Annotated in this window: 14 protein-coding genes; 2 read left to right on the top strand and 12 right to left on the bottom strand. The window is 68.4% G+C overall.

Going from position 1 to position 16,222, the window contains the following annotated elements; translation table 11 throughout:
- Positions 1-218: 218 nt before the first annotated feature.
- The 7 genes from AB0H75_RS27165 to AB0H75_RS27195 form a co-directional block, all read right to left on the bottom strand.
- Positions 219-1,274 carry an ABC transporter permease gene (locus AB0H75_RS27165; RefSeq protein ID WP_367800782.1) on the bottom strand — a complete coding sequence of 352 codons (1,056 nt, stop codon included), beginning with the start codon at positions 1,272-1,274 and terminating at the stop codon, positions 219-221.
- Positions 1,271-2,857: a sugar ABC transporter ATP-binding protein gene (locus AB0H75_RS27170; protein WP_367800784.1), complete on the bottom strand. Its 1,587-nt coding sequence runs from the start codon at positions 2,855-2,857 to the stop codon at positions 1,271-1,273. Before AB0H75_RS27170 ends, AB0H75_RS27165 begins: the two co-directional genes overlap by 4 nt.
- Complete coding sequence (locus AB0H75_RS27175) at positions 2,857-4,020, bottom strand: sugar ABC transporter substrate-binding protein (protein ID WP_367800786.1); 1,164 nt, start codon at positions 4,018-4,020, stop codon at positions 2,857-2,859. The genes AB0H75_RS27170 and AB0H75_RS27175 overlap by 1 nt, the downstream gene beginning before the upstream one ends.
- Positions 4,021-4,460: 440 nt before the next feature.
- On the bottom strand, positions 4,461-4,664 hold the full coding sequence (locus AB0H75_RS27180; RefSeq protein ID WP_367800788.1) for a hypothetical protein: 204 nt from the start codon (positions 4,662-4,664) through the stop codon (positions 4,461-4,463).
- Positions 4,665-4,869: 205 nt separating this feature from the next.
- Complete coding sequence (locus AB0H75_RS27185; protein ID WP_367800817.1) at positions 4,870-5,103, bottom strand: LysR family transcriptional regulator; 234 nt, start codon at positions 5,101-5,103, stop codon at positions 4,870-4,872.
- Positions 5,103-5,369, bottom strand: coding sequence for a hypothetical protein (locus tag AB0H75_RS27190; RefSeq protein WP_367800790.1), 267 nt, complete (start codon positions 5,367-5,369; stop codon positions 5,103-5,105). The genes AB0H75_RS27185 and AB0H75_RS27190 overlap by 1 nt, the downstream gene beginning before the upstream one ends.
- A gap of 102 nt (positions 5,370-5,471) precedes the next feature.
- Positions 5,472-5,726 (bottom strand): hypothetical protein, encoded by a 255-nt coding sequence (locus AB0H75_RS27195; RefSeq protein ID WP_367800792.1) that lies wholly within the window; start codon positions 5,724-5,726, stop codon positions 5,472-5,474.
- A 156-nt stretch (positions 5,727-5,882) separates the two neighbouring features.
- Between AB0H75_RS27195 and AB0H75_RS27200 the strand changes: the two genes are divergently transcribed.
- Positions 5,883-6,905 carry a family 78 glycoside hydrolase catalytic domain gene (locus AB0H75_RS27200; RefSeq protein WP_367800819.1) on the top strand — a complete coding sequence of 341 codons (1,023 nt, stop codon included), beginning with the start codon at positions 5,883-5,885 and terminating at the stop codon, positions 6,903-6,905.
- A 16-nt stretch (positions 6,906-6,921) separates the two neighbouring features.
- Here the strand turns inward: AB0H75_RS27200 and AB0H75_RS27205 are convergent, their stop codons facing one another.
- The 3 genes from AB0H75_RS27205 to AB0H75_RS27215 are packed head-to-tail and all read right to left on the bottom strand — an operon-like array spanning position 6,922 to position 10,309.
- Positions 6,922-8,199 (bottom strand): multidrug effflux MFS transporter, encoded by a 1,278-nt coding sequence (locus AB0H75_RS27205; protein WP_367800794.1) that lies wholly within the window; start codon positions 8,197-8,199, stop codon positions 6,922-6,924.
- Positions 8,196-9,083 carry an alpha/beta hydrolase gene (locus AB0H75_RS27210; RefSeq protein ID WP_367800796.1) on the bottom strand — a complete coding sequence of 296 codons (888 nt, stop codon included), beginning with the start codon at positions 9,081-9,083 and terminating at the stop codon, positions 8,196-8,198. Before AB0H75_RS27210 ends, AB0H75_RS27205 begins: the two co-directional genes overlap by 4 nt.
- Positions 9,080-10,309, bottom strand: a complete 1,230-nt coding sequence (locus tag AB0H75_RS27215; RefSeq protein ID WP_367800798.1) for an FAD-dependent oxidoreductase — start codon at positions 10,307-10,309, stop codon at positions 9,080-9,082. Before AB0H75_RS27215 ends, AB0H75_RS27210 begins: the two co-directional genes overlap by 4 nt.
- A 147-nt stretch (positions 10,310-10,456) precedes the next feature.
- On the opposite strand from AB0H75_RS27215, the gene AB0H75_RS27220 reads away from it, so the two are divergent.
- Positions 10,457-11,356, top strand: a complete 900-nt coding sequence (locus tag AB0H75_RS27220; protein ID WP_367800800.1) for a LysR family transcriptional regulator — start codon at positions 10,457-10,459, stop codon at positions 11,354-11,356.
- Positions 11,357-12,237: 881 nt separating this feature from the next.
- On the opposite strand, the gene AB0H75_RS27225 is transcribed toward AB0H75_RS27220, so the two are convergent.
- Both AB0H75_RS27225 and AB0H75_RS27230 read right to left on the bottom strand, forming a co-directional pair.
- Entirely contained in the window at positions 12,238-13,641 is a 1,404-nt protein-coding gene (locus AB0H75_RS27225) for an MFS transporter (RefSeq protein ID WP_367800802.1), read from the bottom strand.
- Positions 13,642-13,759: 118 nt separating this feature from the next.
- The gene (locus AB0H75_RS27230; RefSeq protein ID WP_367800804.1) at positions 13,760-14,359 is read right to left on the bottom strand and encodes a TetR/AcrR family transcriptional regulator; all 600 of its coding nucleotides are present in this window, start codon (positions 14,357-14,359) and stop codon (positions 13,760-13,762) included.
- Positions 14,360-16,222: the final 1,863 nt, after the last annotated feature.

Below are 16,222 nucleotides of genomic sequence, written 5' to 3' on the forward strand. Positions count from 1 at the left end.
GGCAGGTCGATGCGATGGCGGGCCACCCCTTCGGCCGGCTGGCGCGAACGGCAGGACGCCGAGCTCCTGTCCCGTCAACGTCGTCCGACACCTCGCTACTCGGTCCTGCTCAGGAGGCGCGGCGGCCGCGACCGAGGCATCGACGAGGAAGCCGGCCCGTGCGCGGTCCGTCGTTCGGGGTGTCCATCGCGATGGCGCCTCTCGATCCGGGGGGAAACTCAGAAGGTGCTCGACTTGCGACGCACGATGTGGACGGCAGTCACGGCTGCGACCAGGGAGCCGCCGTAGAAGAGCTGCTGAGGCCAGCCGCTGTAGCCGAACAGCTGAATCCCAAGATTCCCGGTCGCGATGAAGTAGACGGCGATCAACAGACCGATCGGCGTGAAGCGCCCGGGTCGAACCACAGCGGCGGACAGGAAGAGCACCGCGAAGGTCGGGAGGAGGTAGCTGCCCGACGTGGATGCTTCGAAGCCGCCGAGCTGCGCGACCAGCAGCACTCCGGCGATGCCGGCGAGCAGGCTCCCGAGGACGTAGGCGAACAGGCGTACGGTGTCGACGCGGATCCCCGCGAGACGACTGACCTCACGGTTGGCGCCGACGAAGGCAATGTCACGTCCTAGAGGCGTGAAGGCCAGGACATAGGCGCCCACTATCGCGAGGATGAAGCCGTACCAAGTGAAGGCCGGCAGGCCGATGAACTTGCTGATGGCCACCTGGGAGAACTCGGGCGGAAGTCCGGAGACGGGGACTTGATGTGACATCCCTCCGGCCAATCCGAGCAGAATGGTGCCGGAAGCCAGCGTCACGATGAACGCATCGACGCCGACCTTGACGATCAGCAGGCCGTTGATGAGCCCGGCCACCGCGCTCAGCACCAGCGCGACCGCGCAAGCGGCGAGAACGCTGAAGCCCATCTTGCTGACGAGAACGGGGACACTGGTGGCAGCCAGTCCCATGATGAAGGGGACTGCCAGGTCGATCTCGCCCACCAGCGTGGTGCACATGGCGGCCAGTCCCAGGACGACGTACACGGCGGAGGCACCGAAGATCACCTGGATGGCGGTGGAGGTGAGGAAGCTGTCCGGCTGAGTGAGCCCGAGGAGAATCACCAGCGCGATCCAGACGCCGACCAGCAGGTAGCGCTCCAGAAGGAGACGCATCGAGAACCTGGAAGGTGCGGGCCTGGAGGAAGACGCGAGCCTCCCCGGGCCGGCCACGGTAGATGTCACGTCGGTTGGGTCTGTCAGTTCTCGGGTCGTGTCGGCGTCGTTCATGCCGTCCCCTCCTCAGCGTTGCTCGTGGCGGTTGGCTGATCGCTCATGGCGTCGGTGTGAAGCTCCCGGAGGATCTCGTCTCGGGTCGGGCGTTGCTGCAGTGCCGCAGCACGACCAGCACGCATGATGATGACGCGATGGCAGATGGCAGCGAGGTCACCGATCTCGGCCGAGGCGATCACGACGGCCACTCCCGACTGAGCGGCGCTGTGGACGGCCTCGAGGATGTCCCGGCGCGCGCCTACGTCGACGGCCTGGGTCGGCTCGTGGAGCACCATGAGGTCGGGCTTCGAGGCCAGCCACTTGCCGAGCAGCACCTTCTGCTGGTTCCCGCCGCTGAGCTGACGGACGAGCAGCGAAGGGTCGCGCGGTCGCACGTCGAGCAGGTCGACAACCCAGCCGGCCTCCTCACGCCGCCACTTGTTGCCCACGAACCACGGTGTGCCCCGTGTGTGCAACCGAGGGAAGGTGATGTTGTCCTCCACGGTCATGTCGAAGGCGAGCCCGTCGCGCTCGCGCCGCTCCGGGATCACGACGACCCCGGCGCCGAGCATGGCCCGTATCGAGCGCTTCCCGGGCGGAATGGCGCGCCCTCGGATCTGGAGGTGTCCCGAGCTCGGTGCCGCGCCCGACAGCAGCGCCGGCAGATCCTCGAACCCGGACCCGTTCAGTCCCGTGATGCCGACGATCTCGCCCGGCTTGACCTCGAGATCCAGGGACTCGATCTGTCGTCCCGCGAGCGAGCGAATGCTGAGCGTCGGGCGGACGTCGTCCGCCACACCCGCGACATGGAACTCGTCGTCCCGGACGTCGTAGCCCAACATCATCCGCGCGAGCTCACGCTTGTCCGTCGACGTTGTCTCCAAGCCCGCGGTGACGACGCGACCGTCGCGGAATACCGCCACCCGGTCAGTCACCGCCATGACCTCGTCGAGGTTGTGACTGACCAGCACGACGGAGCCGCCCTGGTGGGCGATCTCGCGCATCACCCGGTGCACCTCCGCGAGGCTGTGTTCAGGCAGCGCACGCGTCGCCTCGTCCAGGACGATCAGGCCGCCGGAGGGGGGCAGCCGGAGGAGGCCGCGGGCGATCGCGACGATCGCCCGCTCCTCGGCGCCCAGATCGCCCGCCAATCTGGCCGGGTCGATGTCGACCCGGAGTCCTGCCAATACCCTGCGGGCGCGTTCGGCTTCGCGGGCCCACTGCACCCGCCGCAGGATTCGCGAGGCCTCCAGGTTCCCGACACAGATGTTGTCCATGACGGTCATGTGGTCGAGCAGGCCCAGATCCTGGTGCACGAACGCTATCCCCGCGCTCAGCAGCTCCTTCGGCCGAGGTGGCATGCGGAGCGCTGTCCCGTCGATCTCAACAGTGCCGTCGGGCTCCGGAACGTGGTAGCCCGCCAGCACCTTCGTCAGCGTCGACTTGCCCGAGCCGTTCTGACCGATGAGCCCGTAGACCTCACCCCGGCGCACGTCGAGAGAAACTCCGTCCAGTGCGAGGTTCGGACCGAACCGCTTGGACAGCCCGCCGACGCGGAGCCGGATCTGCTGACCGGCGTCGCGGTCGCCGTTCTCGCTCATCACTCGGCCACGTGCCAAAGCTTCAGGTACTCGTCCTGGTAGGTCGGCTCGCCGAACCAGTCGAAGCCGGTCGCGGACTTGGCGTCCAGCGTGAGTGAGCCGATGTTCGACGCGTCGACGACACGCACTGCGTAGGGGTACTTGTCCGGAACAGGCTGGTGGTCGAGCAGCCGGAGGAGTCCGTCGACGGCGTTCCAGGCCAGGACATTGACAGAGGTCTGCGCCGTGAACATCGCCTGCTTCTTCTCGACGAGCTGGGCACCGCCCAGCCCGCTTCCCGTACCGCCCTGGGAGACGGCCGAGATCTTGCCGGCACTCTGGAGGCCCGTGTTGACCTGCGGGCCGGAGACCTCGACGTTGACGGGGTAAATCCAGTTGAGGCCGGGGTTCTTCAGCACGGCGGAGCTGACCAGCGAGGCGACCTGGTCGGTCTGCGTGCTCGCGACGTTCTTGAGGTCGATGGTGCAGCCGGGGCACTTCTCCTGGAGGTACTTCTTGCCCGCCTGAGCCAGCTTGAGCTGGACCGGCACATCCGAGATGCCGAGCATGAGGATGTTGGCGTGGGAACCCGCCTTGGACAGGATGTAGTCTTGAGCAGCCGTCATGGCCGCCGTCTGACTGTCGACCACCGGCTGGAACGCGAGATAATCGGTGGGCTCCTTTCCGTCGGGCGACGTCGTGGCCGCCATGACCGGGATCTTCGCCGCGGCCAGGTCGTCGAACGCGTTGGGCATCAGCTGGTAGTTGTTGCCGATGCTGATGACGCCGGCGGCGCCGATGGACTTCGCCTGGTTGAAACAGGTGGTCGCCGTCGATGGCGAGAGTTGCCCGTCGCACACCTGCGGTACGGCGCCGACCCGCTTCAGAGCATCGGTGACGCCGTCCACATAGGTGCTGAAGATGGAGCTTGCGACCGGGACGACAAGAACCTTCTTGCCCTGAAGATCCGGGGCCTTGGACAAAGCGGGCATGTCGAGCTTGATGTTCTCGACAGGCTTCAGGAACGAGGCCACCCGCTCCTTGGCGGCTACCGCGACGTTGTCGGTGGCGCTGGCCTTGGCGGTGTCGTCGCCACTCGAGCAACTGGCGAGAGGCAGTGTCAGTAGTGACATCAGTACAAACGCGGCGCCGCGGCGAACGTTGGCTCCGGCGGTCTTCGACATGGTCTCTCCGTTGGTATGCGGGCGGGTCTGCGTGGATGCGTCAACCGCCGGGGACATAAAGCGGTCGATCGACGTCCGTGCCGTTGCTGCTCTCCTGCGGGGCACGGTCCGGGCTGGTCAAGGCCCGCTCGAGATCACCTGGGTGCTGGTTGCTCCAGGGCAGGGCGTACGCCCCGACCGGCGGTGCTCGAGGTGTCGTAGAGCCCCCGAGGGTCAGCAGATCGGCGCGCAGGGATCGCCTCGTGTCGCTGCGTCGTGCTCTTCCACCAGCGGATCGCCAGGCAGAGTCGTGACTCGGCCACTCAGCACCTCCGGCGGTCGCGCGGCTCGTGTTTGCGGTGATCACCCTTAGGTTCAGGGCGATGCCGGGAGCCTAAGTCCGTCCTCAGAGTGCAGTCAAGAAAAAATCGAAAATACACCACCATGTCGCAAATCGCTGCTCAGATCGACATGTTCAGGTGCGACGCGAACGCCGCCGGAGCGGCCGTCAGCGCCTCGCCGGTTGACGGTGCGAGGGCCGCAACACGCGCAGGAGTCAACGCGATGCGACTGGCGCCGGCGACCAGGTGGGGCATCGCGAGGTAGTCCTCGGTGGTGATTTCCTGGCGCGGTTCGACACCCGCCTGCCGCAGCTTCTGTACCACCGTTCCCTCACCGAGCGGCCGGTAGTACCCAGGATCCACGGGCGGCTACGCAGGTCGTCGACGGTCAGCTCCCCGTCGTACTCGGCCGCGATCAGGCAATTCCAGGTGTCCTGGTACAGATGACGGAGGATGCCGGTAGCGCCCTCGACCACCGCCGCGGTGCTGTGCTGGAACCTCAACCGCACGCCCGGCGCCTCAAGACGCACTAGATCGGCGAGTGCTCGACCGAACGCCGGCAGCAGCGCCTGGGAAACCTGGTCGAGGAGGCGCTCGCCAGGGGCGTGAGGATGTACTGGTTCCGCGACGTACCCAGAAGGTCGTCTGCAAAGTGACGACGAAGACGGCTGAGGAACGCGCTCAGCGTGGGTCGGCTCAACCCGAGCCGTTTGGCCGCCCCGCTCACGCTGTGCTCCTTCCGCAACGCATCGAGGGCCCGCATCAGATTGAGATCCGGCACGAGGCCACCTGGTGGGCGTTCAATCCTGTCTGGTCCAGGGTCCAGGTGGGGTGGGGCACCAACCGGCCGAAGGTGCGCTCGGCCACCCAGCGGCGTGGCAGCGGAGTGAATCCCTTGGCGGCGGGGTCTTCGCGGACGGCTTCGAGGTCGATGCCCAGGATGACGGCGCCCTCGATGACGCTGGTGCGGTGGGCGCTGTCGGCCCAGGCCTTGGTGAGGGCAGGCCGGGCTACGGCGATCTGGCGCAACGGGTGCAGTGCGGGGAGGAGGTGACCAGGTGGTGTTCGCGGGCGCTGGCGATGAACCTGGAGCGGGCAGCGCCGGCCGGTGACGCTCGCCGAGCTCGGTGGTCAGGTCCGGGCTGGTGAAGGGGAACGCCGCCGCCGGCGCCGGGGTGCCGAACGTGCGGCGCGGACCAGGGTCTGGACGGGCCCGGACAGGGAGGTGAGCCAGCGGCCGAACACGGCGGCCAGGACGTCCTGCTCGTCGGGGGTGCGCAGGGCGAAGCTGACGGTGGAGACCTCGGCGACGGCGGCGACGCCGTCCGGCCCGAGATCGATGAGGCCGTCACCGACGATGCCGCGGGCGGGCAGCTGGTGTGACACGGTGTTCGACGCCGGCATGCCTTGCCATCGGCAGCTCGCCTCTGCTCGCTATATCGGTTGGACCGGAATCCCGGTAAGGGCGCTGGTCGAGCGGCCGTCTGATAACAGGAGTGTCTGCTGAGGCTATGAGGATGGAGAAATCGGAGTTCCTTCCGAATCGCCGGACCGAACAAGGACCAGACCGACGTGCTGATCTGCGCGGACGACCAGCCGTTGACCTACGAGCCGGCCTTCACCTTCCACGGATTCCGCTACGCCCGGCTCACGGCGTCGGCACCGTTCAGGCTCGCCGACGTGCAAGCCGTCGTCATCGCTTCCGACCCGCCGGAAACCTCCCAACTGCGCACGTCCGACCCGCCGATCGACCGGCTGCACCAGAACGTCGTGTGGTCGCAACGCGGCAACTTCCTGTCGGTCCCCACGGACTGCCCGCAACGCGAACGCGCCGGCTGGACGGGCGACTTCCAGATCTTCGCGCCCGCCGCGTCGAACAACGTGGACGTGCGCAACTTCGCCGAACGATGGCCGGCCAACGTCCGCGCCGAGCAGCACGACGAGGGCGCGGCGCCCACCGTCGTCCCCGTGATCCCGTCGATGGAGAGCCCGACGAGCCTGCGCGCCGCAGCCGGCTGGAGCGACGCCATCGCCCTGGTGCCGTGGGCGCTGTGGGAGCGCTACGCCGACCGCAGGGTTCTTCAGGACAATGACGAGGCGATGTGTCGCTGGGTGGCCTGCCAGTGGCGGCAGGCGACCTCCAGCGTCCCCGACCGGCTCGGGGACGACCTTGACGAGGCCCGGCGCGCACGTCACCTGACGATGTGGAACACCGGCCCTCAGTTCGGCGACTGGCTGGCGCCGAGTGGGGTGGCTCAAGGGCTGGACCCCATCACGATGGTGCTTCCCACGCTGCACAGCGAGATGGTCGCGGCGATGTTCCACGTCCGCTCGACCTGGACTGTGGCTCAGGTCGCTCGCGTGCTCGGGCGCGAGAGCGACGCCGAGCGGCCGGCCGCCCGCGCGGCCGTCATCCGGGAGGCCTTCGCGCGCCGGGACGGGCAGGTCGCCCTGACGGTGGAGGTGCCGGCCGGTGTCACCGCGCTGATCGAGGTCGGCTCCCTGGCACGCACCGTCGGTACCGGCCGGCACGAGCTGCTCGCCGGCCTCCAGGGTGCCGGGTAAGCCTCGCAACGTCGGATCAGGACCGGGTGGAGAGGAATCTGCCGGCGAGTCCGGCGGCCAGGATGCCCCCGGCGGCGCAGCAGGCCATTCCCGCGGCCATGCTGATCGCGATGGAGCCGCCGCCGGACAGCAGCGGGGCGAGCATGCCGCCGACCCCGAACTGCAGCAGCCCCAGCACCCCGGAGGCGGTGCCGACGTTCATGCCCTGGCCGGTCAGGGCGAGGGCGGTGCTGCTCGGGACGATCATGGAGACGGACGAGACGGTCGGCAGCAGGATCGCCAGGAACACCAGGACGGGAACGCCGTGGACGGTGGCCGCCAGCAGCGCCGTGGAGCCGGCGGTGGCGACGACGAGCCCGGCGATCAGCGCGTACCGGGCGCTCTTGCGGCGTACCAGGGCCGAGCCGATCGACGCGGCCACCACCATCCCCACCGCCATGGTCGCGAAGGCGAAGCTGAACTGCTGGGCGCTGAGCCCGAAGTCGTGTTGCAGGACGAATGAGCTCATCGAGACGTAGCAGTAGAGCAGCGCGCTGCCGAGGGCGAGCACGGCGGCGTAGGCGAGGAAGCGCCGGTCGGCGGCCATCGCGGACCACCGGCGGGGCGGCGCCTGGCTCGCGGCGCTCGTCCCGCTCGCGGCGGGCGGCGTCTCGGGAAGGGTCTCGGGAAGGGTCTCGGGAAGGGTCTCGGGAAGGGTCTCGGGGAGGGTCTCGGGGAGCGTCACCGCCGCCGCGACCGGCAGCGCCACGCCGACCAGGCAGAGGACGACGAAGATGCCGGGCCAGTCGGTGAGGCGGAGGAGCTGCCCGCCGGCCAGCGGCGCGACGACCGGTGCCACACTGGTGATCATCACGAGCGTGGAGAAGATCCGGGCCGCGGCCGCGGTGTCGCAGACGTCGCGGACGATGGCGCGGGCGATGACGATCCCGGCCCCGCCGAACAGGCCCTGGGCGAACCGCAGCCCGATCAGCGGCCCGAGCGATCCGGCGAACGCGCACGCCAGCGAGGTCACCGCGTACAGGACCAGGCCGATCAGCAGCGGCCTGCGGCGTCCGTAGCGGTCGCTGAGCGGGCCGGCGATCAGTTGCCCGGCGGCGAGCCCGATCATGCACGCGGTGACGGTGAGCTCCGCCTGGGCCGGCCGGACGCCGAGGCCGGCGGCGAGGGCGGGCAGGGCCGGCAGGTACAGGGCCATCGACAGCGGGCCGATGGCCGACAGCGCGCCGAGCACCGCCAGAGTGACGGGCCGCAGCCGCCGGCTCCGCCGCTCGGCGGCCCAGGCGTCGGCGGTCATCGCAGCGTGGTGGCGAGCCATCCTGCGGTGCGGGAGATGATCTCGGGGAAGTGATTCGACAGGATCTCGTAGTGCTGACCGGGGTACTCGACGAGCTCCTTCTCGCCGGGGATCCGCTCGAACATCTCCCGCGCCTCCTCGACCGGCGCCACGGTGTCCTCGGAGGCGAGGACCATGAGCAGCGGCTGGTCGATGCGTTCGGCGTAGGCGCGCACCTCCATCTCGAAGAGGCGGTCGAGCGTGGAGATGGTGATCTCGTTCTTGAAGCTGGGCAGGTGGTGGATCATGTTCTCGACGAACTCGATGCCCTCGTGGTCGCTGAACATGACGGGGTCGCCCGGGCCCGGGGTGCCGTGCAGCCGGATCGTCATGGGCTGCTCGCCGCGGGCCTGGGCCTGCCGGTCCACGGGGATCAGCGCCTCCAGCTCGGCGAGGGTATCGGCGGGCTGGAGCTTGCGCGCGCTCCAGCCGCTGACCGGCGGGATGATGGCGACGACCGCCTTGACGCGGCGGTCGGTGGCCGCGACGAACAGGGAGTTCGCGCCGCCGATGCTGATGCCCCACAGGCCGATCCGGCCGGCGTCGATGTCGTCGCGCAGGGTCATCAGGGTGATGACGTCACGCAGGTCGCGGCACTGCTGCCACGGGTCGAACTGCTGGCGGGGCGCGCCGTCGCTGTAGCCGGTGCCGCGGTGGTCGTAGACCAGGCAGGCCAGGCCCTGCGCGGTGAAGGCCGCCGCGGTGCCGAACGACGACTCGGCCGGTCCGCCGAGGCCGCCCTGCAGAATGATCAGAGGGTGCGGCCCGGTGCCGGCGGGGTGGAAGAGCTTGCCGCGCAGGAGGGTGCCGGCGACGAGCAGTTCGAGGTCTTCTCCGGTGGTCATGCTGAGGGTTCCTTTCGGGAGGCTTGGACGTCGTCGGGCAGGAAGTCGCTTCTGAACGCCCGGGGGTCGGCCGAGGCACGCAGGATCGGGAAGACCTGGGCGCGCATGTCGTCCTCGTAGTCACCGATGGCGCTCAGCAGGTCCTTGCGGCCGTGGGCGGCGTGCTCCAGCTCGGTGGCGAGCGCGGCGGCGTCGCGCAGGGCGCTGTTGGCGCCGGCGCCGAACGTCGGCGGCATGGCGTGGATCGCGTCGCCGAGCAGCGTGACCCGGCTCGGCGCCCACGGCTCGGCGGGTTCGAGGTGACGCATCGAGACCGGGAAGATCGAGGCGATCTCGACCCGGTCCACCAGCTTGCGGATGCCGGGCGCCCAGTCGCGGGTCGCGGCGCGCATCAGGTCGTGGAGCTGCTGCGGGGTCTGGGTGAACAGGTCGGGCAGGGCGCTCGCGGCCGGCGAGCCGGCCTGGGCGCCGAGGTTGACCATCATGTACGGGCTCACGGGGTCGACGGCGGCGCCCGGCGCGAGATCGGCGACCGCTTCCTCGATGGGCCGGCGCGGGTCGAACAGGCCGAAGGCGAGCGTCGTCCCGTCCGGGCCGATGGCGATGACGAAGCCGTCGTTCAGCGCCTCGGGCACCTCGGCCATCAGGGCCTCGTCGACCGGCGCGAGCGAGTACGCGCCGCGCAGGCCGGTGTCGAGCACGGGCACGCCGGGCAGCAACTGGGCGCGAATCGCCGAGTTGATGCCGTCGGCGGCCACGAGCACGTCACCGGTGGCGGAAGAGCCGTCGGCGAACAGCGCGCGGACGCCGTCCTCGACGATCTCGTACCCGGTGAGGGTGTGGCCGAAGTGCAGGACGTCGGTGATGCCCTCGCACATGATCTGCCGCAGCGTACGGCGGTTGACGGCGGTGTGCGGGCGCTCCGGGTCGTTCGGCGGCCCGATGTGCGGGCGGGTGCCGACCTCGTTGCCGAGGTGGTCGAGGATGACGAAGCACTCGCGGCGAGGGGGCTTGCGGGAGGTCTGCATGTACAGCTCGAAGAGGTGCTCCGGCAGGCACTGCCGGAGCGCGGCGCCGCCGGCGCCGTTCATGTGCAGCCGGTAGCCGGCCCGGACGACGCCGGGCGCGGCCTCGTAGACCGCGCAGCTGATCCCGGCGCGGCGCAGACCCTGCGCCAGGCAGAGCCCGCCGATCCCGCCGCCGGCGATCAAGACGTGAAACGACATGGGTATAGACCTCATCGATCTCGAAGGGCATCGGCGATCGCGCTCGTCGGAGCCGACATGTCGAGTATTACGAGCAGAAGAACGGCGAGGGAAGGCGGAAATATTGGGTTAACATATAGATAGTGTCGATACCTGGAGGGCGTGACGATGAGCACCGACCTGAACCTGCTGCTGGCGCTGGACGCGCTGCTCCAGGAGCGCAACGTCAGCCGCGCCGCCCAGCGGCTGGGGCTCAGCCAGCCCACGGTCAGCGCGGCGCTCGGCCGGCTGCGCCGCCACTTCGACGACGAGCTGCTGCACCGCACCGGCAACCACTACACCCTGACGCCGCTGGCCGAGCGGTTGACCGAACAGGCCGCGATGGCGTTGTCGTGGACCAACCGGGTCTTCGAGAATCGGGCGGAGTTCGACCCGGCCACCGCCGCGCGCGAGTTCACCGTCATCGCCTCCGACGCGCAGCTGCCGAACTTCGGCCGGGCGCTGGCCGAGCTGCTCAAGCGCGAGGCGCCGAACCTGCGGGTCCGCTTCCAGCACAGCACCAGGTCCGTGGTGCTGCAGGCGGAGACCTACCTGCGCGACGCGGACATGCTGGTGCTGCCGCAGGGCATCCTCACCGGCTATCCGAGCCTCGACCTGTACCAGGACCGGTGGGCCTGCCTGGTGGACGGCGACGGGCCGGTCGGGCTCGACGTCGCCGATCTGCGCGCCCGGCCTTGGGTGCTGCCGTACGCCAGCCCCTTTCCCGTCCTGTCCGTCCTGCACCGGCTGCACGCCGCCGGCGTCGAGCCGTGGGCCGAGATCACCACGGAGAACTTCCTCGCGGTCCCGCACCTGGTCCGCGGCACCGACCGGATCGGCCTGGTCCCCGAGCGGGTCGCCCGCCTGAACGGCGGCACGCCGGGTCTCACGACGGCGCGCCTGCCGTTCGAGCTGGGCATCCTGGTCGAGGCGCTGTGGTGGCACCCGATCAACGACCTCGACCCCGGGCACAGGTGGCTCAGGGAGGCCGCCACCCGCGCCGCGGCCACCATCACCGGCCTGGACTGACAGCCCGCAGCAGCCGCACCGGCCCGAGCGGCCGGTGATCGTGCACCTCGGTCCGCAACGTTCGGCCGCTTCCGCCGATCCCGGCCACCACGTCGGGAATGGTGTCGTCGTAGCCCCGGGCGAGCAGCTGGTTGTTCTGCGAACCGGCGACCCGGACGTCACCGTGTTCTCGCCCTCCCGCAGGCCGGTGGCGACCCTCACACGCGGGCACGAGGTGTCGAAGCCTCTGGCCGCACCCCCGTTCACCCGGACGGAGCCGAGACCGCCCGCCGTGGACTCTGAGGTCCAGCACGTACCGCTCACTTTGGGCGGGCGCCCGGCCGAGGGTGAACGTCGTGGTGTACTCGCCGACGCCGCTGACCTCCGGGCCCCCGGTCCTCGGTGATCACTTCGAGGTCGCCGGCGTCCCAGCTCTCCACCGCGATCGCCCACTCCACACGGCGCACCCCAGGCTCACCGGGTTCCAGGTCGAGGACCAAGACCTCGACGAGACCCGCCGGCGATGACGGAAGAGCGCATCAGCCCCTGCGGGCCGGAGAACGGGTGCCCGGACGGGACGCCAAAGGTCGTGGCGAGCTTGGCCAGGAGACGTTCAAGCGTGTCGAAAGTAGACGAGCTGATCGACCACGAGGGGAAGGCCGGCAGGTCACCCGGGAGCGGGAAGTCGCAGGAGGTCATGACCTCCTCGCGGAACGTCCGCGAGGTGCTCCACGCGATGATGGCCTGGAGGGCGGAGCGCCACGTCGGGCCGTGCACGCCGACGAGCGATGCCGACGTCCTCCGCCGACAGCGTGTCCAGCCGCACCGTGCTCTTGCTGCGCGCCACCCGATGTCTTCGGACCGTGTCCTGGCGGCGTACGCGAACATCACTGCGTTCGGAGTCACATGTGGATGGCGGGGCCGGATTCGGTGTCCTGCCGGGGAACACCCCGACGATAGAGCAGGACGCTGACGACGAGACCGACGATGAAGATCACAGCGGTCCAGGTGTAGGCGGCGGAGTAGCTCTCCAGCGATGCCCGGGCGAGCACGGCGGGATCGTTTACGTTCCGGCCGGTGAGGTAGCCGGTCGAGGCGCTGGTGGCGATGGTGGTGAGCAGCGCGGTGCCGATGGAGCCGCCGATCTGCTGCATGGTGTTGACGGCCGCGGAGGCGACGCCCGCGTCGTGCGGGCCGATGCCGGAGACGGCCAGGTTCATCGACGTGGCCATGACGAGGCCCATGCCGAGACCGGTGATGACGAGCTGCGGCAGGACGTGAGTGAGATAGGCGCTGTGCAGTTCGAGGGTGGTCATCCAGAGCAGGCCGATCGCGGCGAGGGCCATGCCGGCGGGGACGACGGGCTTGGGTCCGATGCGGGGGAGCAGCACGTTGTTGGCGACGATCGTGCCGGTCATGATGCCGGCGACCATCGGCAGGAAGGCCACACCGGTCCACACGGGCGTGAGACCGAGGATCTGCTGCATGTAGTACGTGAGGAAGAGGAAGACCCCGAACATGCCGGCGCCGATCAGCAGGATGGAGACGAAGGAGGCGCCGCGGTTGCGGTCGGTCAGGATACGCAGGGGCAGCAGCGGGTGGCGCGCCCTGGTCTGCCACCAGACGAAGGCGACCAGCAGAACCACTCCAGCGGCGAGAAAGCCCCAGGTGAACGGGGAGCTCCAGGCCCGGGACTCGGCGTTGGAGAAGCCGAAGACAACGGAGAACAAGCCGGCGGAGACCAGGATGGTGCCGGGCACGTCCAGGACCACGTCGCGGTCGCGGCCGGTCCGGCTCAGCAGCAGGAACGCGCCGACGAAGGCCACGATGGCGAAGGCGACGTTGACGTAGAGCGTCCAGCGCCAGGTGAGGTACTCGGTGAGAAGCCCGCCGAGCAGCAGGCCGATGGCGCCTCCCGCGCCGGCGATGGCGCCGAAGACGCTGAAGGCTTTGGCACGTTCCTTCGGCTCGGTGAAGGTGGTGGTGAGCAGCGACAGGGCGGCCGGGGCCAGGAGTGCTCCGAAGACGCCCTGCAGGGCGCGGGCGACGATGAGCAACTCGAAACCAGGGGCGGCACCACCGAGAGCGGAGGCCGCGGCGAAGCCCACGAGCCCGGTCAGGAAGGTGACCTTGCGGCCGAACAGGTCGGCGATCCGGCCGCCGAGCAGGAGCAGGCTGCCGAAGGCCAGGGAGTAGCCGGTGACCACCCACTGGCGGTCGCCGTCGGAGAAGCCGAGGTCCGCCTGGGCGGACGGCAGGGCGATGTTCACGATGGTGGCATCGAGGACCACCATCAGTTGGGCCATGCCGATGAAGACCAGAATCCACCAGTGACGGCGGGCGGGCTGTTGCGCGCGGACGGGTGTCCGGGCAGCACTTGCTACAGACAAGGAGAAACTCCGAAGCGAAGAGAAAAGGTGATGGTCAGCCGTTGCGCAGCGCCGGCAGAACGCACTGGTCGATGAACCGCACGAGGTAGGCGGAGTCGGCGTACTGTCCCTCGGCGGCCGGGCGGCTCATGACCGCTCCCATGAACAGCTGGGGAAGGAAGTCCGCGGCTTGCGGGCGGCAGGGAAGCTCTCCGCGTTCCACGGCCCGATCGATGAACCGCATGACGTGCGCATTGTCCGGTTCGAGCAAGGAGGACCGCACGGCGGCGGCCAGATCCGGGTCGGTCAGGACCGCGTGGTGCATCGCCGCGAACAGCCGGGTGTCCTGCGCGGCGTGCTGGGCGAGGTTCTCGGCCACGGTGACCAGGTCGCCGCGGAGGCTGCCGGTGTCGACCTCGGCCGCACGTACCTGCCCCGTCGCCTGCAGCGCCGCGGCGATCATGCCGGCCTTACCGCCCCACAACCGGTACAGCGTCGCCTTGCCGCAGTGCGCCCGGCTCGCGATGTCCTCCATGGTCAGGGCCTCATAGCCCGCTTCCCGGAGTACATCGAGAGCGGTGGACAGCAGCTCTCGTTCCCGCTCGGCGGTGACACGCGGGCGCCGGATGGTGCCCGCGTTGTGCTCGACGGTCATTGACCCCCCAAATAAAACGAGACCGTTCTATTTCAAGGTAGGCCATCGCATGGATAGAACGCAAACGTTCCATACGCGAGGCGAGGACGTCGAACTGTGCGAGCCGCCCCCGCGCGAGCCGTCGATCTTTCGGCTGATCTTGGAGGCGAGGTGGCGCCACCAGGTATGGGCGGAACCGCGTTGATGGAGGGCCGGCACGCCAGGGATCCGACGAGAAAGCCTGCCACGATGGGCGGTCCGGCGACGACGCCCACCCTTGCCGACGTCCACCCCTGCCGACGTGCCTCAGGCGGTGGGTCGCTGGTAGGCCACAACCCAAGGTCGCCCTCAGCCCCAAGCCACTGCGCCGCCGGAGCACGCTGCGCTCCTGAAGCAGACGTCCAGCGAACAGGTGATACGGAGCCTCTGGAGCGCTTTGGCGGGCTCGCCGCAGGGTCTCACCTTCGGGTCTGACGGCAGTGCTCCCTGTCGGCCTCATGCAGCAGCTCAGGCGGGACCGCGGCTTCTGCGGACCCTGCCCCGTCCTGCAGCTACTGTGAACCAGCGGACCAAAAGTCCGCTCGGTTCCGAGGCGAAGGCTGGGGGAACGCGCTGAGGAACCAATAGAAGATGGTGCCGTTGCCGTTGCCGTTGCCGTTGCCGTTGCCGTTGCCGTGGCTCGGCCGAGCAGGCGGTGCGGGCGTTCCGGATTGGTCTTTTCTAGATCGTCGCCACGGCCTGCCATGACGGAGGCGACTTAAATGATCTACCGCGTTTCACGACCCACGCCGACGAGCGGCCACCGAGCAACAGCCATGATCAGCAACATGCTCAGAGGCTGGCGAAAACCGAGGAACCCCAGGTCGAACGCGGTATTGGTGAGTAGGGCGGGTGGAACTTGAACCCACGCCCCACGGATTATGAGTGGAGTTGATCTTAGTGGGCAGTTGGTGCTCTAAGCTGCGCCTTGGCGGGACGTTGCTCAGATCGCTCTGATGGCGTTCCGCGTATGTGCCGGATCTTGAAAAGCACGTCCGTGTACGCCTCGCTCGCCTGATCGTCCGTATGCCCTGGCCCACACCGAAGCGGCTGAGGGCTGGCCATGGGCTCGCGGATCAAATCCAGTTCGAGCCATTACAGATAGTTCAATGCAGGTCAGTGGACATGTCTGTTCCAGCCTGAACGACCTAGCATGGACTTGAACTGCAACGTGGACTGCAACTGATGGTCCATTGGCTTACGGCGTTGTGGACAGCACACATGCGCGCTGTGTTCAGATCTCTGAGGGCTGCTACCTTCTCAATCAACAGTATTGGACCTCAACCTGTTGGCACACTGACCGAATGCGGTCATCAAGATTCCCGATCCTCCCTTCGAGTCGGTCGATCTCCTCGGAGTGCAGTGAGGCGGACGCGAATACAAGCAGAAAACAAATGGGCGCAAGCGCCACTCCAGTGATTGCCAGACTGAGTCCGATTGCTTGTCGCTTCCGCCGCGTCGCAAAAATGCCGGCCAAACTGACGAGAAAGCCCACGGCTGCGGTCAACAGGCCCCCTTCTCGGGGGACTGCGGGTGACAACAAGACCAGAGCGAGTCCGACGACTGCTAAGGCCGAAAGCTTCGGCTTCTCTGCAGGGTGTCCGGGACACGCGGCATCATGGGGACACGGAGCAAGTGGAGGATTTCTGGGGTCTATTCTGCGCTTCATCGTATTGATCTATCCACTCTTCATGCTGCTGTCAAGCCGTGGGCCACTCGTATGAGTGTGATAGAGACTGGTTGCTGTGGGCTGTCAATCCCCTGAAAACGTGGAGACGGTTCTATGCCACAGCGGTCCTCAGCAGGGCCGATGAGGCTGTCCTTTTCTCGATCATGTGATGCTCG

It is taken from the genome of Nonomuraea sp. NPDC050783, from assembly GCF_040802095.1.
Lineage (GTDB): Bacteria > Actinomycetota > Actinomycetes > Streptosporangiales > Streptosporangiaceae > Nonomuraea.